The sequence below is a fragment of the Bradyrhizobium sp. USDA 4451 genome (assembly GCF_054822585.1).
Genome location: NZ_JBTRCH010000001.1, coordinates 3,278,804 through 3,301,425, shown reverse-complemented (window position 1 = coordinate 3,301,425; position 22,622 = coordinate 3,278,804). Strand labels below are relative to the sequence as shown.

The window sequence follows — 22,622 nt, the reverse complement described above, 5'->3', positions numbered from 1 at the left end:
TTGGCCGGCATGGCGCTCCCTAGGGGAATCGAACCCCTGTTTCAGCCTTGAGAGGGCCGCGTCCTAACCGCTAGACGAAGGGAGCGTTGAGAGGCAAGGCAATAGCCTTGAAATCGCCCCGCCGCAAGGTGGCTTGTGCATGGCGGCGGGGATTTTGTCATCCATGCTTACCATGCCGTGCCCGAGGTTTCGGCACGGATGGGCCCGGGAACGCTTCCTGCGCGCGCTCCTCGAAGGTCGCACGTGTCACATCGGCGCGGGCCAGCGGTGCGGCCCGCGCTGATTGCATGATGACCACCTTTGATGACCACCCTTGATGGACCACCCTTGGATGTCATCTCTGCATCGTGCACGGCCCTGCTTTCGCCAAATGGAAATGCAAAACACCTGGCTGTGAAGTCACCCGTCGCCCGCCTCTGCTAACATCGCAGCCCTTCACCATGCTGCGCCTGCACGGCGCCGGACAAGCGAGAGGAGTGCTTGGAACAAAGCGCAGGCCCGCAGGCACGACCATTTGGCTCACCAACATCTTGGCAACAACAGACATCAGCGGACGCTGGCGATGGAAGACGTTCCGCGCCCCGCGCCGCACCGGTCAATAGCTTAAAGAAGAGCGAGGACAGACCATGATCAAACTAAAAATCAACGGCCAGGAACAGAATTGGGACGGCGACCCGAACCTTTCGCTGCTGTGGTATCTCCGTGACGAAGCCGGCCTGACCGGCACCAAGTTCGGCTGCGGCCAGGCGCTGTGCGGCGCCTGCACCGTGATCGTCGACAAGGAGGCGGTGCGCGCCTGCATCACCGCGGTGTCCGATGTGGTCGGCCGCGAGGTCACCACGATCGAGGGCCTGCATCCGTCCGGCGACCATCCGGTGCAGAAGGCGTGGCGCCAGGTCAACGTGCCGCAATGCGGCTACTGCCAGGCCGGCCAGATCATGCAGGCGGCCGCGCTGCTCGACCAGAACCCGAAGCCGAGCCACGACCAGATCCGCGAAGCCATGTCGGGCAATATCTGCCGCTGCGGCTGCTATCAGCGGATCGAGAATGCCGTGCATCTCGCATCGACGGGGGTGTGACATGAATATCCGCACCAATCCGGGAAAGCTTCGCGGCTTCGAGAAGCGCGTGAAGGTCGAGAACCTCTCGCGCCGCAGCATCCTCAAAGGGCTCGGCATCGCAGGCTCGTTCGTGCTCGCCGCGCCTGTCATGACGCGCCAGGCGTTCGCCTATGAGACCGGCGCCGGCAAGATGCCGCATGGCGTCGTGGTCGATCCGCGCGTGTTCGTCGCGATCGCGCCCGACGGCACCGTCACCATCCTGGCGCACCGCTCCGAGATGGGAACCGGCGTCCGCACCAGCCTGCCGCTGATCGTCGCCGAGGAGATGGAGGCCGACTGGTCGCGCGTCCATGTCCAGCAGGCGCATGGCGACGAGGTCAAGTTCGGCAACCAGGACACCGACGGTTCGCGCTCGACGCGGCACTATCTGATCCCGATGCGCCAGATCGGCGCCTCGGCGCGCACCATGCTGGAAGCCGCCGCCGCGAAGAAATGGGGCGTGCCGGCGACCGAGGTGAAGGCGCAGAACCACGAGGTGGTGCATAGCGCGAGCGGACGAAAGATCGGCTTCGGCGATCTCGCGGCCGACGCCGCCAAGGAATCGGTGCCGAGCATCGAGGGCCTCAAGCTGAAGGACCCGAAGGACTTCCGCTATCTCGGCAAGGGCCAGGTCTCGATCGTCGATCTGCACGACATCACCACCGGCAAGGCGCATTACGGCGCCGACACCCGCCTGCCCGGCATGAAATACGCGGTCATCGCCCGGCCGCCGGTCACCGGCGGCAAGGTCAAGTCGTTCGATGACGCCGACGCGCTGAAGGTGCCCGGCGTCGAGAAGGTGATGGAGGTCAAGGGCTGGCCGTGGCCGTCCAAGTTCCAGCCGCTCGGCGGCGTCGCCGTGATCGCACGCAACACCGGCGCCGCGATCAAGGGCCGCGATGCGCTGAAGATCGTCTGGGATGACGGCGCCAACGCCAAATACGACTCCGTCACCTATCGTGCGTCGCTCGAAGAGGCCGCGCGCAAGCCTGGCCTCGTGGTGCGCAAGGAAGGCGACGTCGATGCGGCGCTGAAGAGCGCCGACAAGGTCATTGTCGGCGAATACTACCTGCCGCATCTCGCCCATGTCAGCATGGAGCCGCCGGTCGCGGTGGCCAATGTGACGGGCGACAAGGCAGAGATCTGGGCGCCGGTGCAGAGCCCCGGCGGCACCCGCGAGGATGTCGCCAAGACGCTCGGGATTCCCGAGGACAATGTCACCGTCAACGTGACGCTGCTCGGCGGCGGCTTCGGCCGCAAGTCGAAATGCGACTTCGCGCTGGAGGCGGCGTTGCTGTCGAAGGAACTCGGCGCGCCGGTCAAGGTGCAGTGGACCCGTGAGGACGACGTCCATCACGACTTCCTGCACACGGTATCGGTGGAGCGGATCGAGGCCGGCCTCGACAAGAGCGGCAAGGTGATTGCGTGGCGGCACCGCAGCGTGGCGCCGACCATCGCCTCGACCTTCGCCGCCGGCGCCAACCACGAGGCGCCATTCGAGCTCGGCATGGGACTGATCGACAACCCGTTCGAGATCGCCAATCTGCAGTGCGAAAATCCGGAAGCGGCCGCGTTCACGCGGATCGGCTGGTTCCGCTCGGTCTCCAACATCCCGCGCGCCTTCGCGGTGCAATCCATGGTCGGGGAAATCGCGCATGCGACGAACCGCGACCAGAAGGACATGCTGCTGGAGCTGATCGGATCGCCCCGGATCGTCAACCTGTCCTCGGTGAAGGATCCCTGGAACTACGGCGAGCCCTATGAGAGCTACCCGATCGACACCGCGCGGCTGCGCAAGGTGGTCGAGCTGGTCGCCGAAAAGGGCGAGTGGGGACGCACGGTGCCGAAGGGCCACGGTCTCGGCATCGCGGTGCATCGCTCGTTCGTCAGCTACATCGCGACCATCGTCGAGGTGGCGGTCGACGACAAGGGCAAGCTCACGGTGCCACGGGTCGACACCGCGATCGATTGCGGCACCTACGTCAATCCGGAACGGATCCACTCGCAGATCGAGGGTGCTGCGATCATGGGGCTGAGTCTGGCCAAATACGGCGAGATCAGCTTCAAGGACGGCAAGGTGCAGCAGAGCAATTTCGACGACTTCCCGGTGATCCGGATCGACGAGTCGCCTGCAATCACCAACGTCTACATCGTGCCGCCCGGAGCGGATACACCACCCAGCGGCGTCGGCGAACCCGGCGTGCCGCCGTTTGCGCCAGCGTTGATCAACGCGATCTTTGCCGCCACCGGCAAGCGCATCCGCGCGCTGCCGATCGGCAAGCAGCTGGAGATTTGAGGCTGGAACGTTAGGCGAGACGGGTCGTTCTCATCGGTCCACTGGAGCAGATCGATGAGAACCCCACCTCAACCATTCGGGACGCTCGCGGCCATCCTGTCCGCGGGCGTCATTGTTTTTGCGGCACAAACCGCACTTGCGCAAACCACTTCGCCACCGCCCTCAACTGCGACGCGGCCGGCCAGGGTGCTGCCCGACCAGACGTCGGAGCCGAGCAACGGCCCGCCATCGACCGCTGACCAAACCACCGGCGAGGCCAGCAAGGATCCCAAGATCAAGCAGATGAACCAGGACGCGAAAAGCAAGGTCGAGCGAGAGGGTAAATAACGCAAAGCGCGGACCGGGAAGCGGCGGTCTCCCCAGCCGCCGCTTCCCGATCGCATCGCCCCCTGTCGGTTGAAAGCGCTCTCGAGCTCCGGCTCTGACCTGATCAGAACCGAAGCTCTCTTCGCGCGCCTACTTCTTGTCGAGCGCGAATACCCAAATCACGCCGCCTTGCGGGACGTTGTTCTCGAAGCCCGCAACCTTGCCGGCGAGCGCGTCCTGGATGCGCTGCGCGTCGACACCCCAGCCCGACTGGACTGCGATGTATTGCTTGCCGTCGACTTCATAGGATATCGGCATCGCCATGATGCCGGAGTTGGTCTTCTGCTCCCACAACAGCTCGCCGGTCTTGGCGTTGAAGATGCGGAAGGCGCGGTCGTTGGTGCCGCCGGAGAGAACCAGATCGCCCGCGGTCGCGGTCACCGCGCCGAACAGCTGCGAGGTCTTGTAGTCGTGCTGCCAGACCTTCTTGCCGGTCGCCGGATCCCACGCCTGCAACTCGCCGAAATGATCGGCATTCGGCGCCGGGATCAGGCCGATGTCCTCCGGCTTGGTGCCGAGCCAGAGCTGGCCGGGAACCAGGGGCTGCTTCTCGCCGGTGAAGCCGCCGCAGAAGTTCTCGTTGGCGGGGACATAGACCAGCTTGGTGTTCGGGCTATAGGCCGCCGACGGCCAGTCCTTGCCGCCCCACAGCGACGGGCAGAACTCGACCCGCTTGCCGAGCACCGGCTTGTGCTCGGGATCGAGGATCGGCCGGCCGGTCTCGGCCTCGACACCCTTCCAGACATTGGTCTTCACGAACGGCCAGCCGGCGACATAGTTGATCTTGTCCGGCTTGCGCTCCAGCACCCAGAAGATCGCGTCGCGCCCGGGATGCACCAGGCTCTTGAACGATCGCCCGTCGCGCTGCATGTCGATCAGCATCGGTGCATCGACCTCGTCCCAGTCCCAGGAATCGTTCTGGTGATACTGGAAGTGGGTCTTGATCTTGCCGCTGTCGGGGTCGAGCGCCAGCACCGAGCTGGTGTAGAGGTTGTCGCCCGGATGCATCGAGCCGGGCCACGGCGCGGCGTTGCCGACGCCCCAATAGACCGTCTTGGTGTCCTTGTCGTAGGTGCCGGTCATCCAGGCGGAGCCGCCGCCCGACTTCCAGTCGTCGCCGCTCCAGGTCTCGTGCCCGGGCTCGCCTTCGCCGGGGATGGTGAAGGTGCGCCACAGCTCCTTGCCGCTGTTGGCATCGAAGCCGACCACATAGCCGCGCACGCCGAACTCACCGCCGGAGCCGCCGACGATCACCTTGCCGTCGACGATCAACGGCATCAGCGTCATGTACTGACCCTTCTTGTAGTCCTGGACCTTGGTGTCCCAGACCACCTTGCCGGTCTTGGCGTCGAGCGCGACGACGTGGTCGTCGGTCGTCGCGAGATAGAGCTTGTCCTCCCACAGGCCGACGCCGCGGCTGGTCGGATGCAGCTGGAACAGATCGTCGGGCAGCTGCCGCTTGTAGCGCCAGTACTCTTCACCAGTCTTGGCATTAAGGGCGATCACCTGCCCCATCGGGGTCGCGACGAACATCACGCCGTTGTTGACGATCGGCGGCGCCTCGTGGCCCTCGATCACGCCGGTCGAGAAGGTCCAGGCCGGCTTGAGGTCCTTGACGTTGGACGTGTTGATCTCAGTGAGCGGACTGAAGCCCTGTCCGTCATAGGTCCGGCGATAGAGCATCCAGTTGCCGGGTTCGGGATTTTCCAGACGCGCTGACGTCACCGAACTGTAGTTTTCGATCGGCCCCGCGACGGCGTAGGTCGACATCAGGCACGTGAATGCGACACAACTCGACAGTAACCACTGCTTGCTTGTCATGAGATGCTACCTCCCTGCTCTGTTTTATTTTTCAGTTTTGTTTAGGTCATGCAGAAGTCCCGGTGCGGCCTCATCCTCCTTGCTGAGCACCCACCTTCCCGACGAATGGCGCTGCGACCGTGATCGCGCCGTCGGCCACCGTCAGCGGCAATGCCGCGAGGCGACGTGGCGCCGGCCCGAACACGACCTGCGCATTCTGCCGCGGATCGTATTCGGAGTTGTGACAGAGGCATTTCAGAACGTTCTTGTCGCCTTGATCCTGCTTCACCCAGGCGGTGATCGGACATCCGGCATGCGAGCAGATGACCGAGTAGCAGACGATGCCGTCGGCTGCGTGGGCGCGCGTGGCATCGTCGAGCTCGTTTGGATCGAGCTTGACCAGCACGACCTCGTTGAGCCGCGAACCCTTGCGGATGACGTTGGTCTTCGGATCCTGCGGCCAGGCACGAAGCGGTGGTCCGCCGAGCTTCAGATCATCCGACTTGATGACCTCTCCGGCCTTGTCGCCTTCGGCGCGCACCAGGACGTCGGCCTTTTGCGGCCGCTCACTGGCGCCGGGCTGTTCGTCATCGTCGGCGGCTGCGGGCTCGATCGCGGCGAGACAGGCGCAGCCCGCAAGCGCGGTCAACAGCGCACGGCGTGTCGGGTCGGTGCACGCCCCTGCTGCATCGGATTCACCGGATTGTTCGATGGAAGCGTTGGAGTTGGATCGCGGCATGGCGCAAGCTGAACGTGCAACTCGGCCGAAAAGATGGCGGCACACCTTCTCGATGCGCGAACGCAGGCGCAAAAAATATGCAGCGAATGATTTGCAGCTTTTGGTTGCAGCCTTTGGTCGATCGAAGCGCCGCGGCTTCGCGATTGCGAGCGTCAGGGCTCGTTGACGAAGCTCAGCCTGCCGGCAGGTTTCAGCGTCTTTGCATCAAATGTGCGGATCTCTGTTGCACCGCCTATATCGAGTGTGACCATCAAACGCTCGCCGGCGACGCCGGTTGCGACGATGCGGGCGCCCTTCGGCAGCGCAGCAGTGACATCGGAGACCGAAACAGGGCTTCCCTCGCTGCGATAAAGGCGGTAGCCGATGGCGATCAACACGACGGCCACGGCCAATGCCGAGGTCAGGCCCGCGATCAGCATCATGCGCCGCACCCGCGCGATCAGCGCGGCCTGGTCGGGGGTCGGTTCGGTCACAGCGGTGTCGGTCATCACAAGGCTCTATCTTTGCAAGTTACGTCGCAGCAGGTCTCTTCGAATGGCGGTCGGAAGCTGGAGGTCATCGTCGACGGCGACGAGGGCTCGGCCCGGCTCGACCGCGTGCTCGCACAGCGCACTCCGGAGCTGTCGCGGTCCCGGCTGAAGGCGCTGATCCTCGCCGGTTCCGTGACCGTCAAGGACGCCGTCGTCCGCGACCCCGCTTATCATGTCATCAGGGGCGATACGATCATAATCGACGTCCCGGAGGCCGCACCCGCCGAGCCGAAGGGCGAGGACATCGCGCTCGATATCGTGTTCGAGGACGACGACATCATCGTCATCGACAAGCCGAGGGGCCTGGTGGTGCATCCCGCCGCCGGCCACGCCACCGGAACGCTGGTCAATGCGCTGATCGCGCATTGCGGCACCAGCCTGTCCGGCATCGGCGGGGTCAAGCGGCCGGGCATCGTGCACCGCCTCGACAAGGACACCACCGGCCTGATGGTGGTGGCCAAGAACGACCACGCCCATCAGTCACTGACCGCGCAATTCGCCGACCATGGCCGCACCGGCCCGATGGAACGCGGCTACATGGCGTTCGCCTGGGGCGTGCCGAACCGGCCGCACGGCACCATCGACGCGCCGATCGACCGCCACCCGCACGCCCGCGAGAAGATGGCGGTGCGCCAGGGCGGCCGCGAGGCGATCACCCATTTCGAGGTGCTCTCGAGCTTTGCCGGCCGCGATGGCAAGCCGGTCGCCTCGCTCCTGGCCTGCCGGCTCGAGACCGGGCGGACCCATCAGATCAGGGTCCACCTCGCCCATCTCGGCCATCCCCTGCTGGGAGACAGCGTCTACGGCCCGCATTTCAAGACCAAGGCCGGCCATCTCGGGCCGGAAGGTAAGGACGCACTTACCGCCCTCGACCGGCAGGCGCTGCACGCCTATCTGCTGGCTTTGGAACACCCCCGCACCGGGGAACTTTTGCACTGGGAAGCGCCTCTGCCGGAGGATTTGCTTCTCCTGCAACGGGCGCTGGCAGCGGCGGTATGACGCACCCCTCCCAGAAAAAGCTCGTCATGACAACAGGTTATAGCTGCCACACGGGGACGTGACGTCAGCAATCCTTCCCTATCACGGACCGTTTGGTGTATGTTGCACCTGCGCTGAATATCCAGCGCGGAACATCGCAGCATGGCCGGCTTTAACCCAGCGGCCACCTGCCGGGCCCGCCGCTATCGGGGGCCTGAACCACTGGAGGGCGCTCGAATGGCCCGTACAGCTACGTTGCCGGTTCTCAATGGAGAATCTGGCCTCTCACGTTACCTCGCCGAGATCCGCAAGTTCCCCATGCTGGAGCCCCAGCAGGAGTACATGCTCGCCAAGCGTTGGCGCGAGCATGACGATCGCGACGCGGCGCATAAACTCGTCACCAGCCATCTCAGGCTCGTGGCCAAGATCGCCATGGGCTATCGCGGCTACGGCTTGCCGATCTCCGAGGTCGTCTCGGAAGGCAATGTCGGCCTGATGCAGGCGGTGAAGCGATTCGAGCCCGAGAAGGGCTTCCGTCTCGCCACTTACGCCATGTGGTGGATCAAGGCGTCAATACAAGAGTACATCCTGCGTTCCTGGTCGCTCGTGAAGATGGGCACCACCGCGAACCAGAAGAAGCTGTTCTTCAACCTGCGCAAGGCGAAGAGCAAGATCTCGGCCCTGGAAGAGGGTGATCTCCACCCCGACCAGGTCAAGCTGATCGCCAAGCGCCTCGGCGTGACAGATCAGGACGTGGTCGACATGAACCGCCGCCTCGGCGGCGACGCGTCGCTCAACGCCCCGATCCGCGACGACGGCGAAGCCGGCGAATGGCAGGACTGGCTGGTCGACAACTCGCCTAACGCCGAAGCCATGATGGCCGAGAGCGAGGAGTTCGATCATCGCCGCCAGGCCCTCAACGGTGCGATCGGCGTGCTCAACCCGCGCGAACGCCGCATCTTCGAGGCGCGGCGCCTGGCGGATGAGCCGATGACGCTGGAAGACCTCGCCGCCGAGTTCGGCGTGTCACGCGAGCGCGTGCGGCAGATCGAGGTCCGCGCCTTCGAAAAGGTGCAGTCGGCCGTCAAGGGTACGATCGCCCGGCAGGAAGCAGCGCTCGAAGCCGCGCATTAAGCGCGCGGCGAGCCAACAGACACGAAAGCCGGCGGCAACGCCGGCTTTTTTGTTTTTGCAAGGCGGTGCTCGGTGCGCACACCCCAACCCCATGGCGGAGCCGTCAGCCGAGGCCCTCCACGCTGACCAAACGCGCCGAGCTGCAACCCTCTCTCAGGCGCTTCAGTCCTTGATACGTTGCGCCGTTGTAAAACGACTCCCAGGCCGCGACCGACGGGAATTCCAACAGCACAATCCTACGCGGCTCCCAATCTCCTTCGTAGACTTTGTGAGCTCCGCCCCGCGCAAGATATTTGGCGCCGGCCGCTTCCAGGGCCGGCTTCACGCCAGACATGAATTCCTGGTATTGCCTGGGCTCACGAATATCCACGTCGAAGATGACATAAGCCGCCATTGCATTCCTCGATCCATTTGAGTTGAAAGCCATCTCTGCCCTGTCTACTCCGGCAAGCCCGCCTTGCGCAGGCCCGCGCCGAAGCGCGCGATATCTTCCGGTCGCCGCACGCCGACACGGGTGTCCAGATTCGAGAGTGAGAGATTCGGGTCAAGCAGCTTGAGTTGGGCGAGGTATTTCTTGGTCAGCTCGGTCCGGTTCAGCAGCGCGGCGCTTGCCAGCGCGATGCGTGTCGCCGGCGAGAAGAACGGGTTCTGTCGCAGGGCCATCTCGGCGACGGCCAGTGCCTCTTCATCCCGGCCAGCGATGAAATGGGCCAGCGCCGCCGCGCCGTCGATCGTGAAGGTCTGCGGATCCACCGGGCTGAGGCGACGCGCGCGTTCGGTGTGAGCCAGCGCCAGTTCCGGTTCGCCACGCCAAGCGCACACGTACGCGCTTTGCGCCCACATCAGCGCGTGATTTACGTTCATAGCCAAGGCGCGATCAAGCAGCGCCGCACCGGTGTCGAGATCGCCCAGGATGTTGGCTGCGGCAAAGCCGCAGGATCCCAGGGTGAAGGCATCATCCCGGCCGACCTCGGGCGCCCGCGCAACGAGCTCGTGCACCCTTGGCACGAGCGAGGCAAGGTCGCCCACCCATCCGGTGGACCGCAGCGTGACATAGCTGACTGCCGCCATGCCGTAGGGCATGCTGAAGTCCGGATCGATCCTCATCGCCTCATGGAACAGCTTCAGCGCTTCTTCAATACCGGCCTTGGTCCATTGATAGAGAGAGCCGATGCCGCGCATATAGGTCATGTGTGCATCGGTGCTTTCGGTCGGCCGGTGCTTGGCGCGTTCGATCTCGGCATGGCGGATGGTCGGAACGAGCGCACCGGCCACGCGGGACGTCACCTTGTCCTGGAGGTCGAACACATCTTCCAGCGTACCTTCGAAACGGTCGACCCAAAGGTGAGTGCCGGTGATCGCGTCCACGAGTTGGCCGGAGATCCGCACGCGTTGTCCCGCCTTGCGCACACTGCCCTCGAGCACATAGCGGACGCCGAGTTCGCGTCCGATCTGCTTCACGTCAACCGCACGGCCCTTGTAGGTGAAGGAGGAATTGCGCGAGATCACGAACAGGCTGCTGAAGCGCGACAACGCCATGATGATGTCTTCCACCATCCCGTCGGCGAAGTAGTCCTGATCGGGATCCGGGCTCATGTTCTGGAACGGAAGCACCACCACAGATGGCTTGCCCGGCAACGCCAGCATGGGTGCGGGCGCCGCGGCCGTCTCGGCCCGGCCAAACTGGATGCGGTAGACCCGAATTGGACGCGCGATATTCTTGAGTTGTTGCTCGCCGCCGTCGCGGAACGTGACGTCGAGCCGCCCGTCGACGTCCTCCTGCACCCTCGCTGAGACGCAGATGCCGCCGGGATCGGCAAGACCCTCCAGACGCGCGGCGATGTTGACGCCATCGCCGAAAATGTCGCCGTCCTCGGAAATGATATCGCCGACGTGCACGCCGATGCGAAATTCGACACGTTTAGAACTGGCGACACTGAGATTGGCGCTCGCCGTTGCGAGCTGGATGTCGACCGCGCAGCGCACGGCGTCCACGGCGCTGGCAAACTCCGCCAGCATGCCATCTCCAGTGGTCTTGACCAGCCTGCCGCGGTGCTCGGTGATCTTGGGCTCGACGACGCCGTTGCGATGCCCGCGCAACTGCGCCAGCGTCCCCTCTTCGTCGGCGCCCATCAGGCGGCTATAGCCGGCCACGTCCGCGGCCAGAATTGCCGACAATCTCCGATCGAGGCGTTCTGCCAACAGCATCACTCCGGGAAGGCTCCCGCCAGCATATACGGAGGTACCGGATTGCAAAATACCGCGGCCGACCTTTCGGGCGTGTGAGCCCGTTCATACGACGATCAGGACCGCTTCAGCACCGCATCTCGGAAGGGAGCGATCCAACCCCCGGCGATCAGAAGCGCTGCGACCGGCGAGGCAACCGGCAGTCCCGCGCGGCGCAGGACGCCGCGCCCGGCACGCAGATGCCGCCACGCTTCGTGCCGATGTCCCAACCGAGGGACATTGCCCCGCCGAAGCCGGCTATGGACAACAAGTCGATCTCGACCGCCGAGCCTAACGCGCTTCCGCGGAAATGCGATAGGCTTGATGGCAGGCAACGCAATTCCTCATCGTGTCGGCAAGCGTCTTGTTGATTTTTGCCGCCGGCGCGCGCGCAGCCGCCTGCTCAGCGATCTGGTCAAAGCCGCTCCGGACCGAGCCGATCATCGCCTTCCAGGCGTCGCTTTCCTTGGCGGCCAGGGTCGCCGGCCGGACCAGCGCGGTATTGGCCTTGCGGCCGCGCGCCGCTGCTTCGCGCGCGACCAGATCCAGATCGCCCGCGCCAAGCCCTTCCTCGATCTCCACGATGGAGGCCAGGAACAGCCGCATCTGCTCCAGCACGAAGGCTTTCTCCGTGTCGGTTCGCTGCACGGGCTCTCGCGTATCGGTCGTTTCGCCAGCCCGTACCGGAGACGCAATCGCACCAAGCAATGCAGCCAGGGTGATGACGATCGGAGTGATCCGGTAACGCATGATGCAAGTCCAGTGTCTCATGGCCGGATTACTTTCGCTCCACCAGAAGCGCTCGACAGTCCGTGTCGCCGACGTTTTCAGCCGTATGCGAGGCAGTGATGGGCCCCGCGCTGGCCGCTCCGGCCTTGTTCTTCAGTTCGCGCGTCGTGCCGTCCGGATTGTGGACCCGCACGGCGCAATCATCGAGCGCGTAGACCACGAAAGGAAGCGGGTGCGAATGCGGCTTGTCCGTTGTGCCTTTCTTCCAGGTCGCCGCGATCACACGAAAGCTTTGATCTTCGAAGATGACCTTATAGACCATCGGATCGGCCTGATAGGAGGGAGGAGCCTCCTGCGCCGAGGCCGAACCGATCCAGATCGCGGCAACTCCCAATCCAAACATCGAACGTTTGACCATAGACAAATCCTTTGCGGAAGAAATATCGAGGTTGAAGCGCTAAAGCAGACCTTGGGCGGCGGCGTTGTCGCGATCGACCTGCCGTTGCCGGACAATCGACAGCTCTCCCCTGCATGCAGCGAACGTGTCTGTGCCCGCGCCGATTCCGAACTTTCCGCAGAATTGGCGATCTTCGTCAGTAACCCTCCTCACGAGGTCGTCGTGTGCGGCGGCGCGCATGGCAGGACCTGCGACGAAGACGGCGTACAGGCCAAAAGCGGCCATGATCGCAATAAACAAGGCGTATACAAGCGAACGGAGCGGCCCCGCAGTGGAGCCGTGCACGCCGCTATCGATTTCGGTCATCAAAAAAATTCCTCAAGCAATGAAACTGAAAAATAAACGGGCCCATGGGGGCAAGGTCGGACCGCAGATAAATCTAGCCTTTCCGAGCGAGACGCAGTCGGAAAACTTTGCGCCTATCGAAGGCACCGGGAAAAGCTGCGAACAGAGTCACCCCACGGTCAACAGGCGAGCGGCGGAGCGGCGCTGGGTCTCGGTCCAATCGCGCATCGCGACGAGGTTGACCGCGTCGTGCAGGTACATTCCAACCGCAAGGCCACGATCGTAGCTCACCCAGTGGCGCGGCGTGATCTCGATGCTCCGCCCGCCGCGCCCAAGGATCCTGACGAGACCGGCCGCCTGCGCGGCGTTCATCAGGTTGCGGATATGAGTTCGTGAAACGCCGAAGCGCTCCGCCACATCCATGTAGGGGATGGCCGCGGTCGGATCGCCCGCATCCATGGCAGCCTTCAGGACCGCATTTTGAATCAGCGGCCCCGCGGCATGGGAAAAGAACAGCATCGTATCCGGTAGCGTCATCATGAGGCGAACGGAGACCGGAAAGAACGGCAGGCCGACGCGGCAGTGGGTGACATTGAAGGCCTGATTTCGGGACAGAACCGGGCTGTAGTCGTGATCGGGGTACAATTTGGCAAGCGGCACGAAGTGGGTCGCAAGCCACTCGGCATGATGCGAGCGCAGCTTGTCCGTGGTCGCCAGCAGTCGCACACGCCGGTCGGCCGGCGCTCGGCTCTGCGAGATGAATCCGACCTCGCACAGCCGTGCCAGCAGATGATCCACCTGCCGGTCACTCGCGTGTCCGTGCATATTGAGCTGCCGCTTCAGCGCGGTGACCGTGAACCAGGTTTCGCGGCGGGCCGGATCCTGTGCGGCTTCGAGCACCGCTGCGCTCAGGAAAACGAGGAACCGGCCGGCCTGGAGCAGCAGGCGAACCAGGAACGGATCACCCTCGTACAAATCGCAAAAGGCCGCGATATAGGCGCGCCGCGCTTCCGGCAGCCGAGGATGGCTTACGATCTCCTCGAAGCTCAGCCGCAACCGGCGGCCCGCCAGGCGCTCGAGTTCGTCTCTTTCCAAGGCTGCCCCCAGTCTTGACCTCGACAAGGGTATAAGACCACCGCTAGCTGGGCAATGCCTTCCTGCAGTTCTGGCCGCTATGCAATGGGGCTACGCGGCCGCACGCTGCGCGGACCCGTTGGCTCCAACGGGCTACTTCGTCGTCGCCGCAAAAGCGACACGAAATCATTGCGCCATTGCGTGTCGCTAAACGATCGGTGTCCTCCCCCGTGACCTTCAAATATGGCCTTGTCGGCCTGCTCGTGATGATCGCTTCGTGCGCCCATGCACAATCGGCTGACGAGATGGCAGCATGCGTCGATCGTGCGGACGGTGTTTCAAGCAAGATGCTCGATTGCGGCAAGACCGAGATCGACAAATGGGATGCCCGGCTGAACGCCGCCTACCGGCTGCTGCTGCAGCGAGAAAGCGGCGGAGCGCGCGTGAGGCTGCAGGCAGAACAGAAGGCCTGGCTCTCTCATCACTTGAGCGAAACCCGCCGTCTCGCGAGCGACCCTGATGCGGGCTCGGGGGCCTTCATGACGTCGCAGAGCTTCGAGTTGGACGACATCGCCAAACGCACCCGCGAATTGGAACGCGCCCTGGCAACGCACACTGATCGGAAGCGCCTCAGCCGCTGAGATGACTGCATCTGTCGGATGGGTCCGCGCAGCGCGCGGCCCGGTGATAACTCCGCGATCCCCATCATCTCACCTCGCAGCAGAAGATTGATGGGTATTGCTCTGCGCTCCACCCGTCCTACGGCTGGCTTTTGACATGGTGTCAAGAGGCGCTCCTAGCCATGTCGGCTAAGGGCAGCGGTTCCGATCGTTCGACGCGATTAGTCGGGCGTCGTTTGCGGTTATGCAAGCACCGTTTGCAGCCGCCGACGCATGGCAAAGCCGTCCAAATCCGGAAAACTGGATTTCTCGGCGCGCGCGCGAAGTATGCTGTGAGCTGTTCGTATGGCCAAGCTCCTGATCGAACCCAGTTGCTCTTCACTTGGAGCATGTTGGCCATGCGTGGAGAGGACCCCGACAAGAGCGCCAGAATTGGTGAGAAGCGGGGTTGACTGTACAGCCTTGAAACCGGCCCGTTCAGCGACATTCCGAAACGGGAAAAATCGTGGGTCCAGCGTGACGTCATGGATAACGACCGGCTGCCGATTGAAAAGAGCGCGACCGCACGCACACCCGTCCCGGATCGTTACACGACGAAAACAGTCGAGAAACTCTTCGGTAAAGCCCTGCTGAGCCATGATCTCCAGGTGACCCATCTTCCAGTCGATGAGTTGAATGTTGCCGAGCTCCTGACCTGTAATGGCCAAGGCCTCGTTCAGCGCTGATTGCAGGAGCGGCAGTTCGGAAACGTCATGCATCGATCAAGCCCTCAGCCAAACCTCGCGTCGAATTCGGCCGCGCCTTTTAGCTTGGGCCGCGGAGCATCGAAGACGGCAAACTTTCCTCGATCAGCGCGCGGGACACCAAGATCGCCTCGCGGGTCTGTCTCGCGGTTTCGCGCGCTTCGAAAATGGCTTGGTCGGCCGATTGCAAGAGGGCTTCTGACGAAGCAGGAGGCGGACCCGCTCTCTCGGACTTTCTAGCCAGAACAGAGGTGGTTGCATCGGTGACGTGATGGACCACCGCGACGATTGAGCCGTCGTCATCAAGCACCGGCCAGTTCTTGGGATGCCAATAGCGGACCTGCCACGGTCGCCCCTCAGGCTGGATGTCATATCTCTGGAGAGGCATGACCTGCCCACGTTTCTCCTGAAGGACCTTCCCAAACGACGCCGCCAGATTGGCAACGCCGTCCGCGTGTGTCAGATGTGGATTGTCGGGGAAGGCATCGAACATGTCCAAACCGGCAAGCGTATCTCGCGAGCGAGAGACGCCGCCGAGATAGGCATCATTGCCGTTGACAATCTTCAGGTCGGGCGTGAGCAAAAGTATCGGGACGGGGCAATGCTCGAATAGCCGATGCCATGCATCTTGTGCGCCGGCCATCAATGCCTTCGGCGAACGGAAGTTCGGTTGCTTAGTCGTCATGGTCGACCTGTGCGCTCAGACTGCCCCCAACTCAACTTTAGCCCACATCGCTTTTTTCGACCATCGAAGGCGGCACCGTAGAATTACCGCTCTCACTTGCCACGGAACCGCTCATTCGAAGGTGCAGATCCAGCGAGCCGACGAGTTCAATCATCTCGACGTAGCTGGAGAATTCGTTGGCCATGCAGGTAGGCTCGAACGGCTTTTCAAATCTTGACCGCACCGCTACGGCATCGCGCTCTGCATGGATGGTGGAATCCAGCGCGTCGAATATGTGGCTCCAAGTTCGTTCGATCCCGGAGCGGACCTGTCACCGGAACTGCCAAGAACAGCATAGACCAATATCTGCGGTCTCGATTTCCCATTCGATACTATGTCCATCGCCATTCCGTCGAACTCTCGGACAATGGTCATCATTGGTCCGTATAATGGGTGAAGCGAGGCGACAACCATCAATCTTTTGCCGGGGAGATGATGGGTATCGCGGAGTTTGTCATCGGGCCGCGCGCTGCGCGGACCCGTTGGCTCCGCCCATCCGGGGCCGTGTATACGCATGAGCCTCAAGAGCTACATCTGCGCGTTGGCTGCCAAGGGCCGGTTCGACGGCGACCGGAGGGCAGCGTCGGACGGCGCGGCCTCGGATGGCCGATGGGCTGAGGTTGCCGGCAGCACGATCACCTTGGCTCCGACCTTCACCCGCTCATAAAGGTCCGTGACGTCGTCATTGGTCAGCCGGATACAGCCCGACGAAACCCGCCTGCCGATCGTATCGGGCTTGTTGGTGCCGTGAATTCGATATTCGGTCTCGCCCAGATACATCGCCCGGGCGCCAAGCGGATTGCCGGGTCCGCCTGCCATGAACCGCGGCAGATAAGGTTGCCGCGTGAGCATCTCCGGCGGCGGACGCCAATCCGGCCATTCCGTCTTGCGGGCCACCGTCTGTTCGCCGGACCAGGTGAACCCTTCGCGGCCGACACCGATGCCGTAGCGCATCGCCTGCCTGTCGTTCAGAACGAGATAGAGGAACGTGTTTCCGGTATCGATGACGACGGTTCCCGGCGTCTGACGGCTGGCGTAGTCGACCACCTGTCGAACGAATTTTCCGGGACCATCAGCGGCTTTGGGCGGCTCGACCAGGGGCGCAGGCGCCGGGACTGGGACCGGGACCGGAGCCGGGGCCGGCGCCGCGACGCGAACCGCAGTCGATGCGTGAGCCGGCGTTGACGGCACCGCGGCCTGCTGCGCCGACGGCTTGCGTGTCGGCTGAACGCTCGCCGGGCGCCACAGCAAACCATACCCCAATGCAGCAGCGGCGATGACGCCGATTGCAACTCGCCCCATCACCGGCAGTGCGAGCGCCTCGGTCTTTGTCTTTCCGCGTTTGGCCCGCCGACCCATGTCTTTCCCCAGATTCCCCTGTGCCTGGAGAACTACTCAGCAAACTCTAACAAACTTCGAAGCGATGTCGCTCGGGCTGGAAATCGTTAAGCGTCGTTAACGCTGAAGGAGAATGTCCGGGCTAGCAGACACGAAAGCCGGCAGCGACGCCGGCCTTTTCGCTTTTGTGGTAGCGTTCTCAGCAACTTCACTGTCGTCCTCCGCGGAAGCGGGGGACCCAGTACGCCGCGGCGGTCAAGAGAGGGCGGGCGAGTAATATAACGGCTGCCTCTGGATACTGGATCGCCCGGTCAAGCCGGGCGATGACGGCTGTTTGCTGAGCTGAGCGGACCCTGTCCAAGCATGACACTACTCGCCCCACTCCCGCGCCATGGTCGCAAGCGCGCAACCTTCGCAGTAGCGGGCATCCTTGAAGTCGATCCAGTTGTGGGCGTAGACGTGCTCGAGCGGAATGCCGTAGCGCGCACGCAGCACACGGACCAGCACGCGCCAGGCGGCGATCTGGGCGTCGGTCGGGCCTTTGGTGACGTCGGGATAATTGCCCGCGAACTCGACGCCGATCGAGCTGTCCTTGTTGACCTGGCGATAGGTCTGGCTGTTGTCGATGTATTTGTTGTCGTTGCGATCGGCGCCGTCGGTGTGGGTCGGCACCAGATTGTCGGCGACCGCCCAATAGACCGTGCCGTCGGTCTCGACCCAGACCATGACGCCGCGCCTGGTCGGGTTCTTGTGCTGCTGTTGCGCGCCGGAGCGTGCCGAACCGGCCGGCCCCTCGGTCTGGTGCACGATAATGTTGCGCCAGGGATGCGCTCGGGCGACGTCGCCCCAGGGCGACAGCCAGACCATCTTCAAGCCGGGAATCTCGGGGGTGCCCTGCGACCGCGCGATCGCAGCGAGATCAGGCGTTTCGGCCAGGGCGGCGGATGAGATCACGAACGCAAGAAGTGCGGCGAGCAGGCGGGGCATCATTGCGGAAGGATCCGGGGCATTCACTCAGTGTCATTCCGGTGCTCGCGAAGCGAGAACCCGGAAGCTCGATCCACGACCTCTGGATTCCGGGTTCGCGACGTCGTCGCGCCCCGGAATGACGGAATGGACTGTCGGAGACACAACATTAGCACGCTCAGGCGCGCTTGCGCAGGGCGGCCTCCAGCGCATCGACGATCTCCGGCGCCGGCTTCGGTTCATAGGCCGCGTAGCCGTTCTTGCCGCCCTTCTTGGCGTCGTACAGCGCGTGGTCGGCGGCGGCGATCAGGCGGTCGGGATGCATGCCGATCTCGCGGGTCCATTGCGCGATGCCGATCGAGACCGCGATCGGGATGTCACGGCCGGTGCACTGCTCGGCATCGGCGCGGCAGACTTCCAGCACGCGGCGCGCGATCATCGCGCCCTCGCGCAGCGTCGAGGACGGCAGCACGATGCAGAACTCGTCGCCGCCGGTGCGGGCCAGCATGTCGCCGGGGCGGAGCCGGGTCTGCGCCATCAGCGTGAAATGCTGCAGGCAGGCATCGCCGGCGGCGTGGCCGTGGGTGTCGTTGATGCCCTTGAAGCCGTCGAGGTCGATCACCAAGAGCGCGAACGCCTCGCCGTTGCGGTCGGAGCGCGCGCATTCCTCGGTCAGCCGCTGCACCAGATGGCGGCGGTTGCCGACGCCGGTGAGATCGTCGAGCAGCGCGAGGTCGGCGACCTCGCTGCGCAGCCGGTCGATCGCCATCAGCAGGAAGCCGAAATTGAGCGCCATCGACAGGAACACCATCAGCAGGATCACCAGCGACTGGCTGGCATTGAAGCGGACGAAGGAGAATTCGCCGGGCTGCAGCAGGGCGCCGACCAGGCGCAGCACATAGATGCAGATCAGCAGCGAGGCGACGATGCCGGCGAGCCGCGCGCCGGGGCTGACCCGGCCGTTCTCGGGCGACAGCAACAGCTTCAGCGTCAACGCCAGCGGCGTGACCTGCGCGACCGTGTAGACCAGGATGCGCATCGGCATGCTGTCATAGGCAAAGATGAAGACGCCGAGGCCGGCGAAGGCGAGCGCGGCTGACAGCGCGGTGCTGCGCCAGCGCACCGGCTTGTCGTAGAACCGCTCGATGCCCATCGCGGCGAGGCTGGCGGCGAACACCATCAGCGTCCCCGCGCCGAGCAGCGGCACGAGCGAGTCCATCACCGTGACACGGAGCATCGCGCAGGCGGCGCCTGCGGAGGCTGTGAAGGCGGATGCGGTCCAGAACCGGGCCGCGCCGAAAGCAGGATAGCTGCGCGCGACATAGGCCCAGATCAGGCCGAGCGCGAGAAAATTGACAATGAATACCGTCCAAAGCGTCGGAACGCTCAACATCGCCCCTGTTCGAGACCGCTATCGGCCTCGCCTCTTCTGAAATAGCCTTCCGCGCGCCCCAAGGGCGTTTGCCAATGACAATCCGCGTTGCCTTGCGGTGCAGGATGCGGCCGCGGCGCTTAACGGACCGTCACCCACAAGGTGTCGATCCGCACCGTGGTTTTGAATTGATGAAGATGTCCGCATCCGCCGTTTGCGCATCGTTAAGCATGCCGGATGCGACGACACCGCGCGCGACCCGCGCATGCGTGCGAAAAAACCGGCAAAAACACGTAACAGCTGTGGATAACACGATGACGGCGTCGTGACAGCACGCGGCAGCCGCCTCCGAATCTGCTGAGTTTGATACTGAGGATGTTGCGAGGCTGGCCCTCCGCCAAGCATGCCTCGGAGTCGCGTTCAATCCATGAAACCTTGAGAGGATACTATGGCTAAGAAAGCGAAGAAGGCGAAGAAGGCGAAGGCGAAAAAGGCGACGAAGAAGAAGGCCGCCAAGAAGTAGCGAATTCCAGCCCGGGTAGCGGCTCCTGCCCTGCCCGGGCACCCGGACCGGGACGACCGGCCGGAGCGACGCCAGCCCCGGACTCATCAACCGCAAATTCACCCTTACATCGATCGGCCCGAGACCGACGGGCGCAAGAGGCGGACGGGGTGCAAGGCAGCAGCAGGCGCAAGGCCTGCTTTTTTATTGCCTCGATCGGGGCGCTGCGCGACTGCGGCGTCAGCGCTCCGCGAAGGCGAGCTTGGCGCCGAGCACGGCAAAGCCCGCGGCAAAGCTGCGCCGCAGCCAGGCCATCACCCTGGGCCGGGTGATGACGCGGTCGCGCACCGAGGCCGCGAACAGCCCATAGACCGCGAACACGGCAAACGTCATCGCCATGAACACGCAGCTGAGCTCGACCATCCGCGTCAGCGGGTGCGGCTCGTCGACCGCGATGAACTGCGGCAGGAAGGCCAGGAAGAAGATCGACAGCTTCGGATTGAGGATGTTGATCAGGATCGCGGTCACGATCAGCCGCCGGCTCGAGCGCGGCTTGATCCCGGGATCGACGGCGAGCGCGCCGCGCTCGCGCAGCGCCTGCCAGGCCATGTAAAGCAGGTAGACCACGCCGCCCCATTTCAGCGCAGCGAACGCCATCGCGCTGGTGTGCAGGATGGCGGCAAGCCCGAGCATCGCCGCGATCATCTGCGGCACGATCCCGAGCGTGCAGCCGAACGCCGCCGCCACGCTGGCGCGCGAACCGCGGTTCAGCGCCACCGCCAGGGTATAGAGCACGCCGGTGCCGGGCGAGGCGACGACGATCAGGGTGGTCAGAAGGAAGGACCAGGTCATGTCAAATCCTCGAGCCGACCACACGCGGTCGGCCGTCGGAATTATCACGATGGCCGGACGGGCGGAAGCAGCACCCTTCCTTCCTTTCTTCCGCCCTTCGCCCGCGCCGGCAGCTCCGCTACGGACGCCGTCGCCTTGTCAGGATCGACGCGACCCGCCGCGCGATATCTCCGACGCCTTGGTCTCGGCGAGGCGGATCACGTCGAGCGGCGCCCAGGGCTTCGACCAGAACATCGCGCCGTCGGGCAGGCGCTGCCGCAACGGCCTGCCCGAGGTGACGACCACATCGAGATCGGGTTTGTATTTCTTCGCGGCATAAGCGAGCTCGATACCGGTCATGTGTCCGGCCAGTTCGACGTCCGTCATCATCAGCACGACATTGTCGCCGTTGCCCTGCAGCACCAGCTCGGCGGCCTCGGCGCTCTCGCACGAGATCACGTCGAACTCGCTCTCCTCCAACAGGAGGCTGATCATCTCGCGCTGCATCGGATCGTCCTCGACGACCAGGGCCTTCGCGCGATAGGGCTTTGACTGTCCCACGGTAGGCCTCCCTTGGTTTGAAGCTTCGGTTCGAGCACCTAACAAATGTTGAATGCCTAAAATGGCTGGATGTTCAGTTCCAATTTGAGAAAAGTGAGGAAACCGCCATGTTCCCGCCTCGCAACCGCCCCCCTTGTTCAGATGGAGCCGACCTGACATGACCGCGATCTCTGGATCCGCCGCCGCCGTGACCGGGGCCGCCAGCGGCATCGGCCGCGCGCTCGCGCATGAACTCGCGCTGCGCGGTTGTGACCTCGCGATCGCCGACCGCGACGAGGCCGGCCTGCAGGCCACCGCCGCCGAGATCGCCAAGGTGAGCTCCCGCAAGGTCACGGTGCATCGGCTCGACGTCAGCGAGCCCGAAGAGATCGCCGCGTTCGCACAAGCCGCCGGCGCCGCGCACCCCACGCTCAACATCGTCGTCAACAATGCCGGCGTCGCGCTGCTCGGCCAGTTCGACGAGATCGGCCAGGCGCAGATGGAGTGGCTGTTCAACATCAATTTCTGGGGCGTGGTGCACGGCACCCGCGCCTTCCTGCCGCTGCTTTCGCGGCAGCGCGAGGCGCATATCGTCAACGTCTCTTCGATCTTCGGCATCATCGCCCCGCCCGGCCAGAGCGCCTATTGCGCGGCCAAGTTCGCGGTGCGCGGCTTCTCGGAGAGCCTGCGCCACGAGCTTGCGGTGGCGAACAGCCCGATCAAGCTCTCCGTGGTGCATCCCGGCGGCGTCGCCACCAACATCGCGCGCAACTCGCGCACCGGGGCCGGTGTCACCGACAATGCCCGCCGCGTCCAGTCGATCGAGCGTTTCGAGGCGTTGGCCAGGACCACGCCGACCGCCGCCGCGCAGCGCATCATCACCGGCATCGAAAAGAACCAGCCGCGCATCCTGATCGGCAACGACGCCCGCTTCATGGACCTGCTGCAGCGCTTCCGCCCCGGTACCTATTGGAAGGTGCTGCAACGGCAGATCGAGAAGGCGACGGCGAAGCTGGCGGGGGATGCGAAATGAACGCATGACGGCGCCGCGAGATAATGTGATGTCATCACCCGCTAAAGCGGGTGATCCAGTATTCCAGAGACGTCCGTGCTTGAATCGAAAGGCCGCGGCGTACTGGATCGCCCGGTCGAGCCGGGCGATGACAGCCGTGAATGAGCGCGCGCTCCCTGCTCGTCGTCCCGGCGAAGGCAGGGACCCATGACCACAGCGGGCCATTGTGGCGCATTGCTGGGACCACAGCTCGCTTCAAC

General features: G+C 64.0%; 25 protein-coding genes and 1 tRNA gene. 8 read left to right on the top strand and 18 right to left on the bottom strand.

Translation table 11 applies throughout. The annotated features are described in order from the left end of the window. Window positions 1-10 precede the first annotated feature (10 nt). Window positions 11-85: transfer RNA gene (locus tag ACVMB0_RS15325), tRNA-Glu, on the bottom strand. A 541-nt stretch (window positions 86-626) separates the two neighbouring features. Here ACVMB0_RS15325 and ACVMB0_RS15320 point away from each other — a divergent pair. From ACVMB0_RS15320 to ACVMB0_RS15310, 3 genes are read left to right on the top strand one after another with little or no spacing between them, the layout of a single operon-like run. Then, the gene (locus tag ACVMB0_RS15320; RefSeq protein ID WP_212011495.1) at window positions 627-1,079 is read left to right on the top strand and encodes a (2Fe-2S)-binding protein; all 453 of its coding nucleotides are present in this window, start codon (window positions 627-629) and stop codon (window positions 1,077-1,079) included. Between the two features lies 1 nt (window position 1,080). Continuing rightward, the gene (locus ACVMB0_RS15315) at window positions 1,081-3,396 is read left to right on the top strand and encodes a xanthine dehydrogenase family protein molybdopterin-binding subunit (protein ID WP_461346789.1); all 2,316 of its coding nucleotides are present in this window, start codon (window positions 1,081-1,083) and stop codon (window positions 3,394-3,396) included. 54 nt (window positions 3,397-3,450) lie between these two features. Beyond that, window positions 3,451-3,723 carry a hypothetical protein gene (locus ACVMB0_RS15310; RefSeq protein ID WP_461346788.1) on the top strand — a complete coding sequence of 91 codons (273 nt, stop codon included), beginning with the start codon at window positions 3,451-3,453 and terminating at the stop codon, window positions 3,721-3,723. Window positions 3,724-3,852: 129 nt separating this feature from the next. On the opposite strand, the gene ACVMB0_RS15305 is transcribed toward ACVMB0_RS15310, so the two are convergent. Further along, window positions 3,853-5,583 carry a methanol/ethanol family PQQ-dependent dehydrogenase gene (locus ACVMB0_RS15305; RefSeq protein ID WP_461346787.1) on the bottom strand — a complete coding sequence of 577 codons (1,731 nt, stop codon included), beginning with the start codon at window positions 5,581-5,583 and terminating at the stop codon, window positions 3,853-3,855. A 70-nt stretch (window positions 5,584-5,653) separates the two neighbouring features. Beyond that, window positions 5,654-6,301 (bottom strand): QcrA and Rieske domain-containing protein, encoded by a 648-nt coding sequence (locus ACVMB0_RS15300; protein ID WP_456750064.1) that lies wholly within the window; start codon window positions 6,299-6,301, stop codon window positions 5,654-5,656. Here ACVMB0_RS15300 and ACVMB0_RS15295 point away from each other — a divergent pair. Further along, on the top strand, window positions 6,273-6,467 hold the full coding sequence (locus tag ACVMB0_RS15295) for a hypothetical protein (protein WP_456756603.1): 195 nt from the start codon (window positions 6,273-6,275) through the stop codon (window positions 6,465-6,467). The two genes, ACVMB0_RS15300 and ACVMB0_RS15295, sit on opposite strands and share 29 nt — an antisense overlap. Here the strand turns inward: ACVMB0_RS15295 and ACVMB0_RS15290 are convergent. Continuing rightward, the gene (locus tag ACVMB0_RS15290; RefSeq protein WP_456756284.1) at window positions 6,454-6,789 is read right to left on the bottom strand and encodes a hypothetical protein; all 336 of its coding nucleotides are present in this window, start codon (window positions 6,787-6,789) and stop codon (window positions 6,454-6,456) included. The two genes, ACVMB0_RS15295 and ACVMB0_RS15290, sit on opposite strands and share 14 nt — an antisense overlap. 60 nt (window positions 6,790-6,849) lie before the next feature. Between ACVMB0_RS15290 and ACVMB0_RS15285 the strand changes: the two genes are divergently transcribed. Continuing rightward, complete coding sequence (locus tag ACVMB0_RS15285; RefSeq protein ID WP_461349658.1) at window positions 6,850-7,830, top strand: RluA family pseudouridine synthase; 981 nt, start codon at window positions 6,850-6,852, stop codon at window positions 7,828-7,830. Between the two features lie 216 nt (window positions 7,831-8,046). Then, window positions 8,047-8,943 (top strand): RNA polymerase sigma factor RpoH, encoded by an 897-nt coding sequence (gene rpoH / locus ACVMB0_RS15280; RefSeq protein ID WP_139481257.1) that lies wholly within the window; start codon window positions 8,047-8,049, stop codon window positions 8,941-8,943. A gap of 103 nt (window positions 8,944-9,046) precedes the next feature. On the opposite strand, the gene ACVMB0_RS15275 is transcribed toward rpoH, so the two are convergent. The 6 genes from ACVMB0_RS15275 to ACVMB0_RS15250 form a co-directional block, all read right to left on the bottom strand. Continuing rightward, entirely contained in the window at window positions 9,047-9,337 is a 291-nt protein-coding gene (locus ACVMB0_RS15275; protein WP_456750065.1) for a DUF1330 domain-containing protein, read from the bottom strand. Window positions 9,338-9,381: 44 nt separating this feature from the next. Beyond that, the gene (locus ACVMB0_RS15270; protein ID WP_461349657.1) at window positions 9,382-11,151 is read right to left on the bottom strand and encodes an adenylate/guanylate cyclase domain-containing protein; all 1,770 of its coding nucleotides are present in this window, start codon (window positions 11,149-11,151) and stop codon (window positions 9,382-9,384) included. Window positions 11,152-11,460: 309 nt separating this feature from the next. After that, on the bottom strand, window positions 11,461-11,919 hold the full coding sequence (locus ACVMB0_RS15265) for a hypothetical protein (protein WP_461346786.1): 459 nt from the start codon (window positions 11,917-11,919) through the stop codon (window positions 11,461-11,463). 28 nt (window positions 11,920-11,947) lie between these two features. Continuing rightward, window positions 11,948-12,316 carry a hypothetical protein gene (locus ACVMB0_RS15260; RefSeq protein WP_456750067.1) on the bottom strand — a complete coding sequence of 123 codons (369 nt, stop codon included), beginning with the start codon at window positions 12,314-12,316 and terminating at the stop codon, window positions 11,948-11,950. Window positions 12,317-12,355: 39 nt separating this feature from the next. Further along, window positions 12,356-12,661: a hypothetical protein gene (locus ACVMB0_RS15255; RefSeq protein ID WP_461346785.1), complete on the bottom strand. Its 306-nt coding sequence runs from the start codon at window positions 12,659-12,661 to the stop codon at window positions 12,356-12,358. 147 nt (window positions 12,662-12,808) lie between these two features. Beyond that, window positions 12,809-13,696: a hypothetical protein gene (locus tag ACVMB0_RS15250; protein WP_461346784.1), complete on the bottom strand. Its 888-nt coding sequence runs from the start codon at window positions 13,694-13,696 to the stop codon at window positions 12,809-12,811. A gap of 248 nt (window positions 13,697-13,944) precedes the next feature. Here ACVMB0_RS15250 and ACVMB0_RS15245 point away from each other — a divergent pair, with 248 nt between their 5' ends. Then, window positions 13,945-14,355 carry a lysozyme inhibitor LprI family protein gene (locus ACVMB0_RS15245; RefSeq protein WP_461346783.1) on the top strand — a complete coding sequence of 137 codons (411 nt, stop codon included), beginning with the start codon at window positions 13,945-13,947 and terminating at the stop codon, window positions 14,353-14,355. A 221-nt stretch (window positions 14,356-14,576) separates the two neighbouring features. Here the strand turns inward: ACVMB0_RS15245 and ACVMB0_RS15240 are convergent, their stop codons facing one another. From ACVMB0_RS15240 to ACVMB0_RS15205, 8 genes are all read right to left on the bottom strand, one after another. Beyond that, complete coding sequence (locus ACVMB0_RS15240) at window positions 14,577-15,092, bottom strand: GAF domain-containing protein (RefSeq protein ID WP_461346782.1); 516 nt, start codon at window positions 15,090-15,092, stop codon at window positions 14,577-14,579. A 46-nt stretch (window positions 15,093-15,138) separates the two neighbouring features. After that, window positions 15,139-15,762, bottom strand: coding sequence for a PAS domain-containing protein (locus tag ACVMB0_RS15235; RefSeq protein ID WP_456750072.1), 624 nt, complete (start codon window positions 15,760-15,762; stop codon window positions 15,139-15,141). A gap of 37 nt (window positions 15,763-15,799) precedes the next feature. Next, window positions 15,800-15,946 carry a hypothetical protein gene (locus ACVMB0_RS15230; protein ID WP_461346781.1) on the bottom strand — a complete coding sequence of 49 codons (147 nt, stop codon included), beginning with the start codon at window positions 15,944-15,946 and terminating at the stop codon, window positions 15,800-15,802. Between the two features lie 383 nt (window positions 15,947-16,329). Continuing rightward, a complete protein-coding gene (locus ACVMB0_RS15225) occupies window positions 16,330-17,160 on the bottom strand; it encodes a L,D-transpeptidase (protein WP_456796684.1) in 831 nt (276 codons plus the stop codon). Between the two features lie 348 nt (window positions 17,161-17,508). Continuing rightward, the gene (locus ACVMB0_RS15220) at window positions 17,509-18,129 is read right to left on the bottom strand and encodes a peptidoglycan recognition protein family protein (protein WP_461346780.1); all 621 of its coding nucleotides are present in this window, start codon (window positions 18,127-18,129) and stop codon (window positions 17,509-17,511) included. A gap of 154 nt (window positions 18,130-18,283) precedes the next feature. Beyond that, a complete protein-coding gene (locus ACVMB0_RS15215; protein WP_461346779.1) occupies window positions 18,284-19,498 on the bottom strand; it encodes a GGDEF domain-containing protein in 1,215 nt (404 codons plus the stop codon). Between the two features lie 721 nt (window positions 19,499-20,219). Continuing rightward, window positions 20,220-20,831 carry a LysE family translocator gene (locus ACVMB0_RS15210; protein WP_461346778.1) on the bottom strand — a complete coding sequence of 204 codons (612 nt, stop codon included), beginning with the start codon at window positions 20,829-20,831 and terminating at the stop codon, window positions 20,220-20,222. Window positions 20,832-20,969: 138 nt separating this feature from the next. Then, entirely contained in the window at window positions 20,970-21,371 is a 402-nt protein-coding gene (locus tag ACVMB0_RS15205) for a response regulator (protein ID WP_456750078.1), read from the bottom strand. Between the two features lie 157 nt (window positions 21,372-21,528). Here ACVMB0_RS15205 and ACVMB0_RS15200 point away from each other — a divergent pair, with 157 nt between their 5' ends. Continuing rightward, window positions 21,529-22,383, top strand: a complete 855-nt coding sequence (locus ACVMB0_RS15200) for an SDR family NAD(P)-dependent oxidoreductase (RefSeq protein WP_461346777.1) — start codon at window positions 21,529-21,531, stop codon at window positions 22,381-22,383. The last annotated feature ends 239 nt before the right edge of the window (window positions 22,384-22,622 follow it).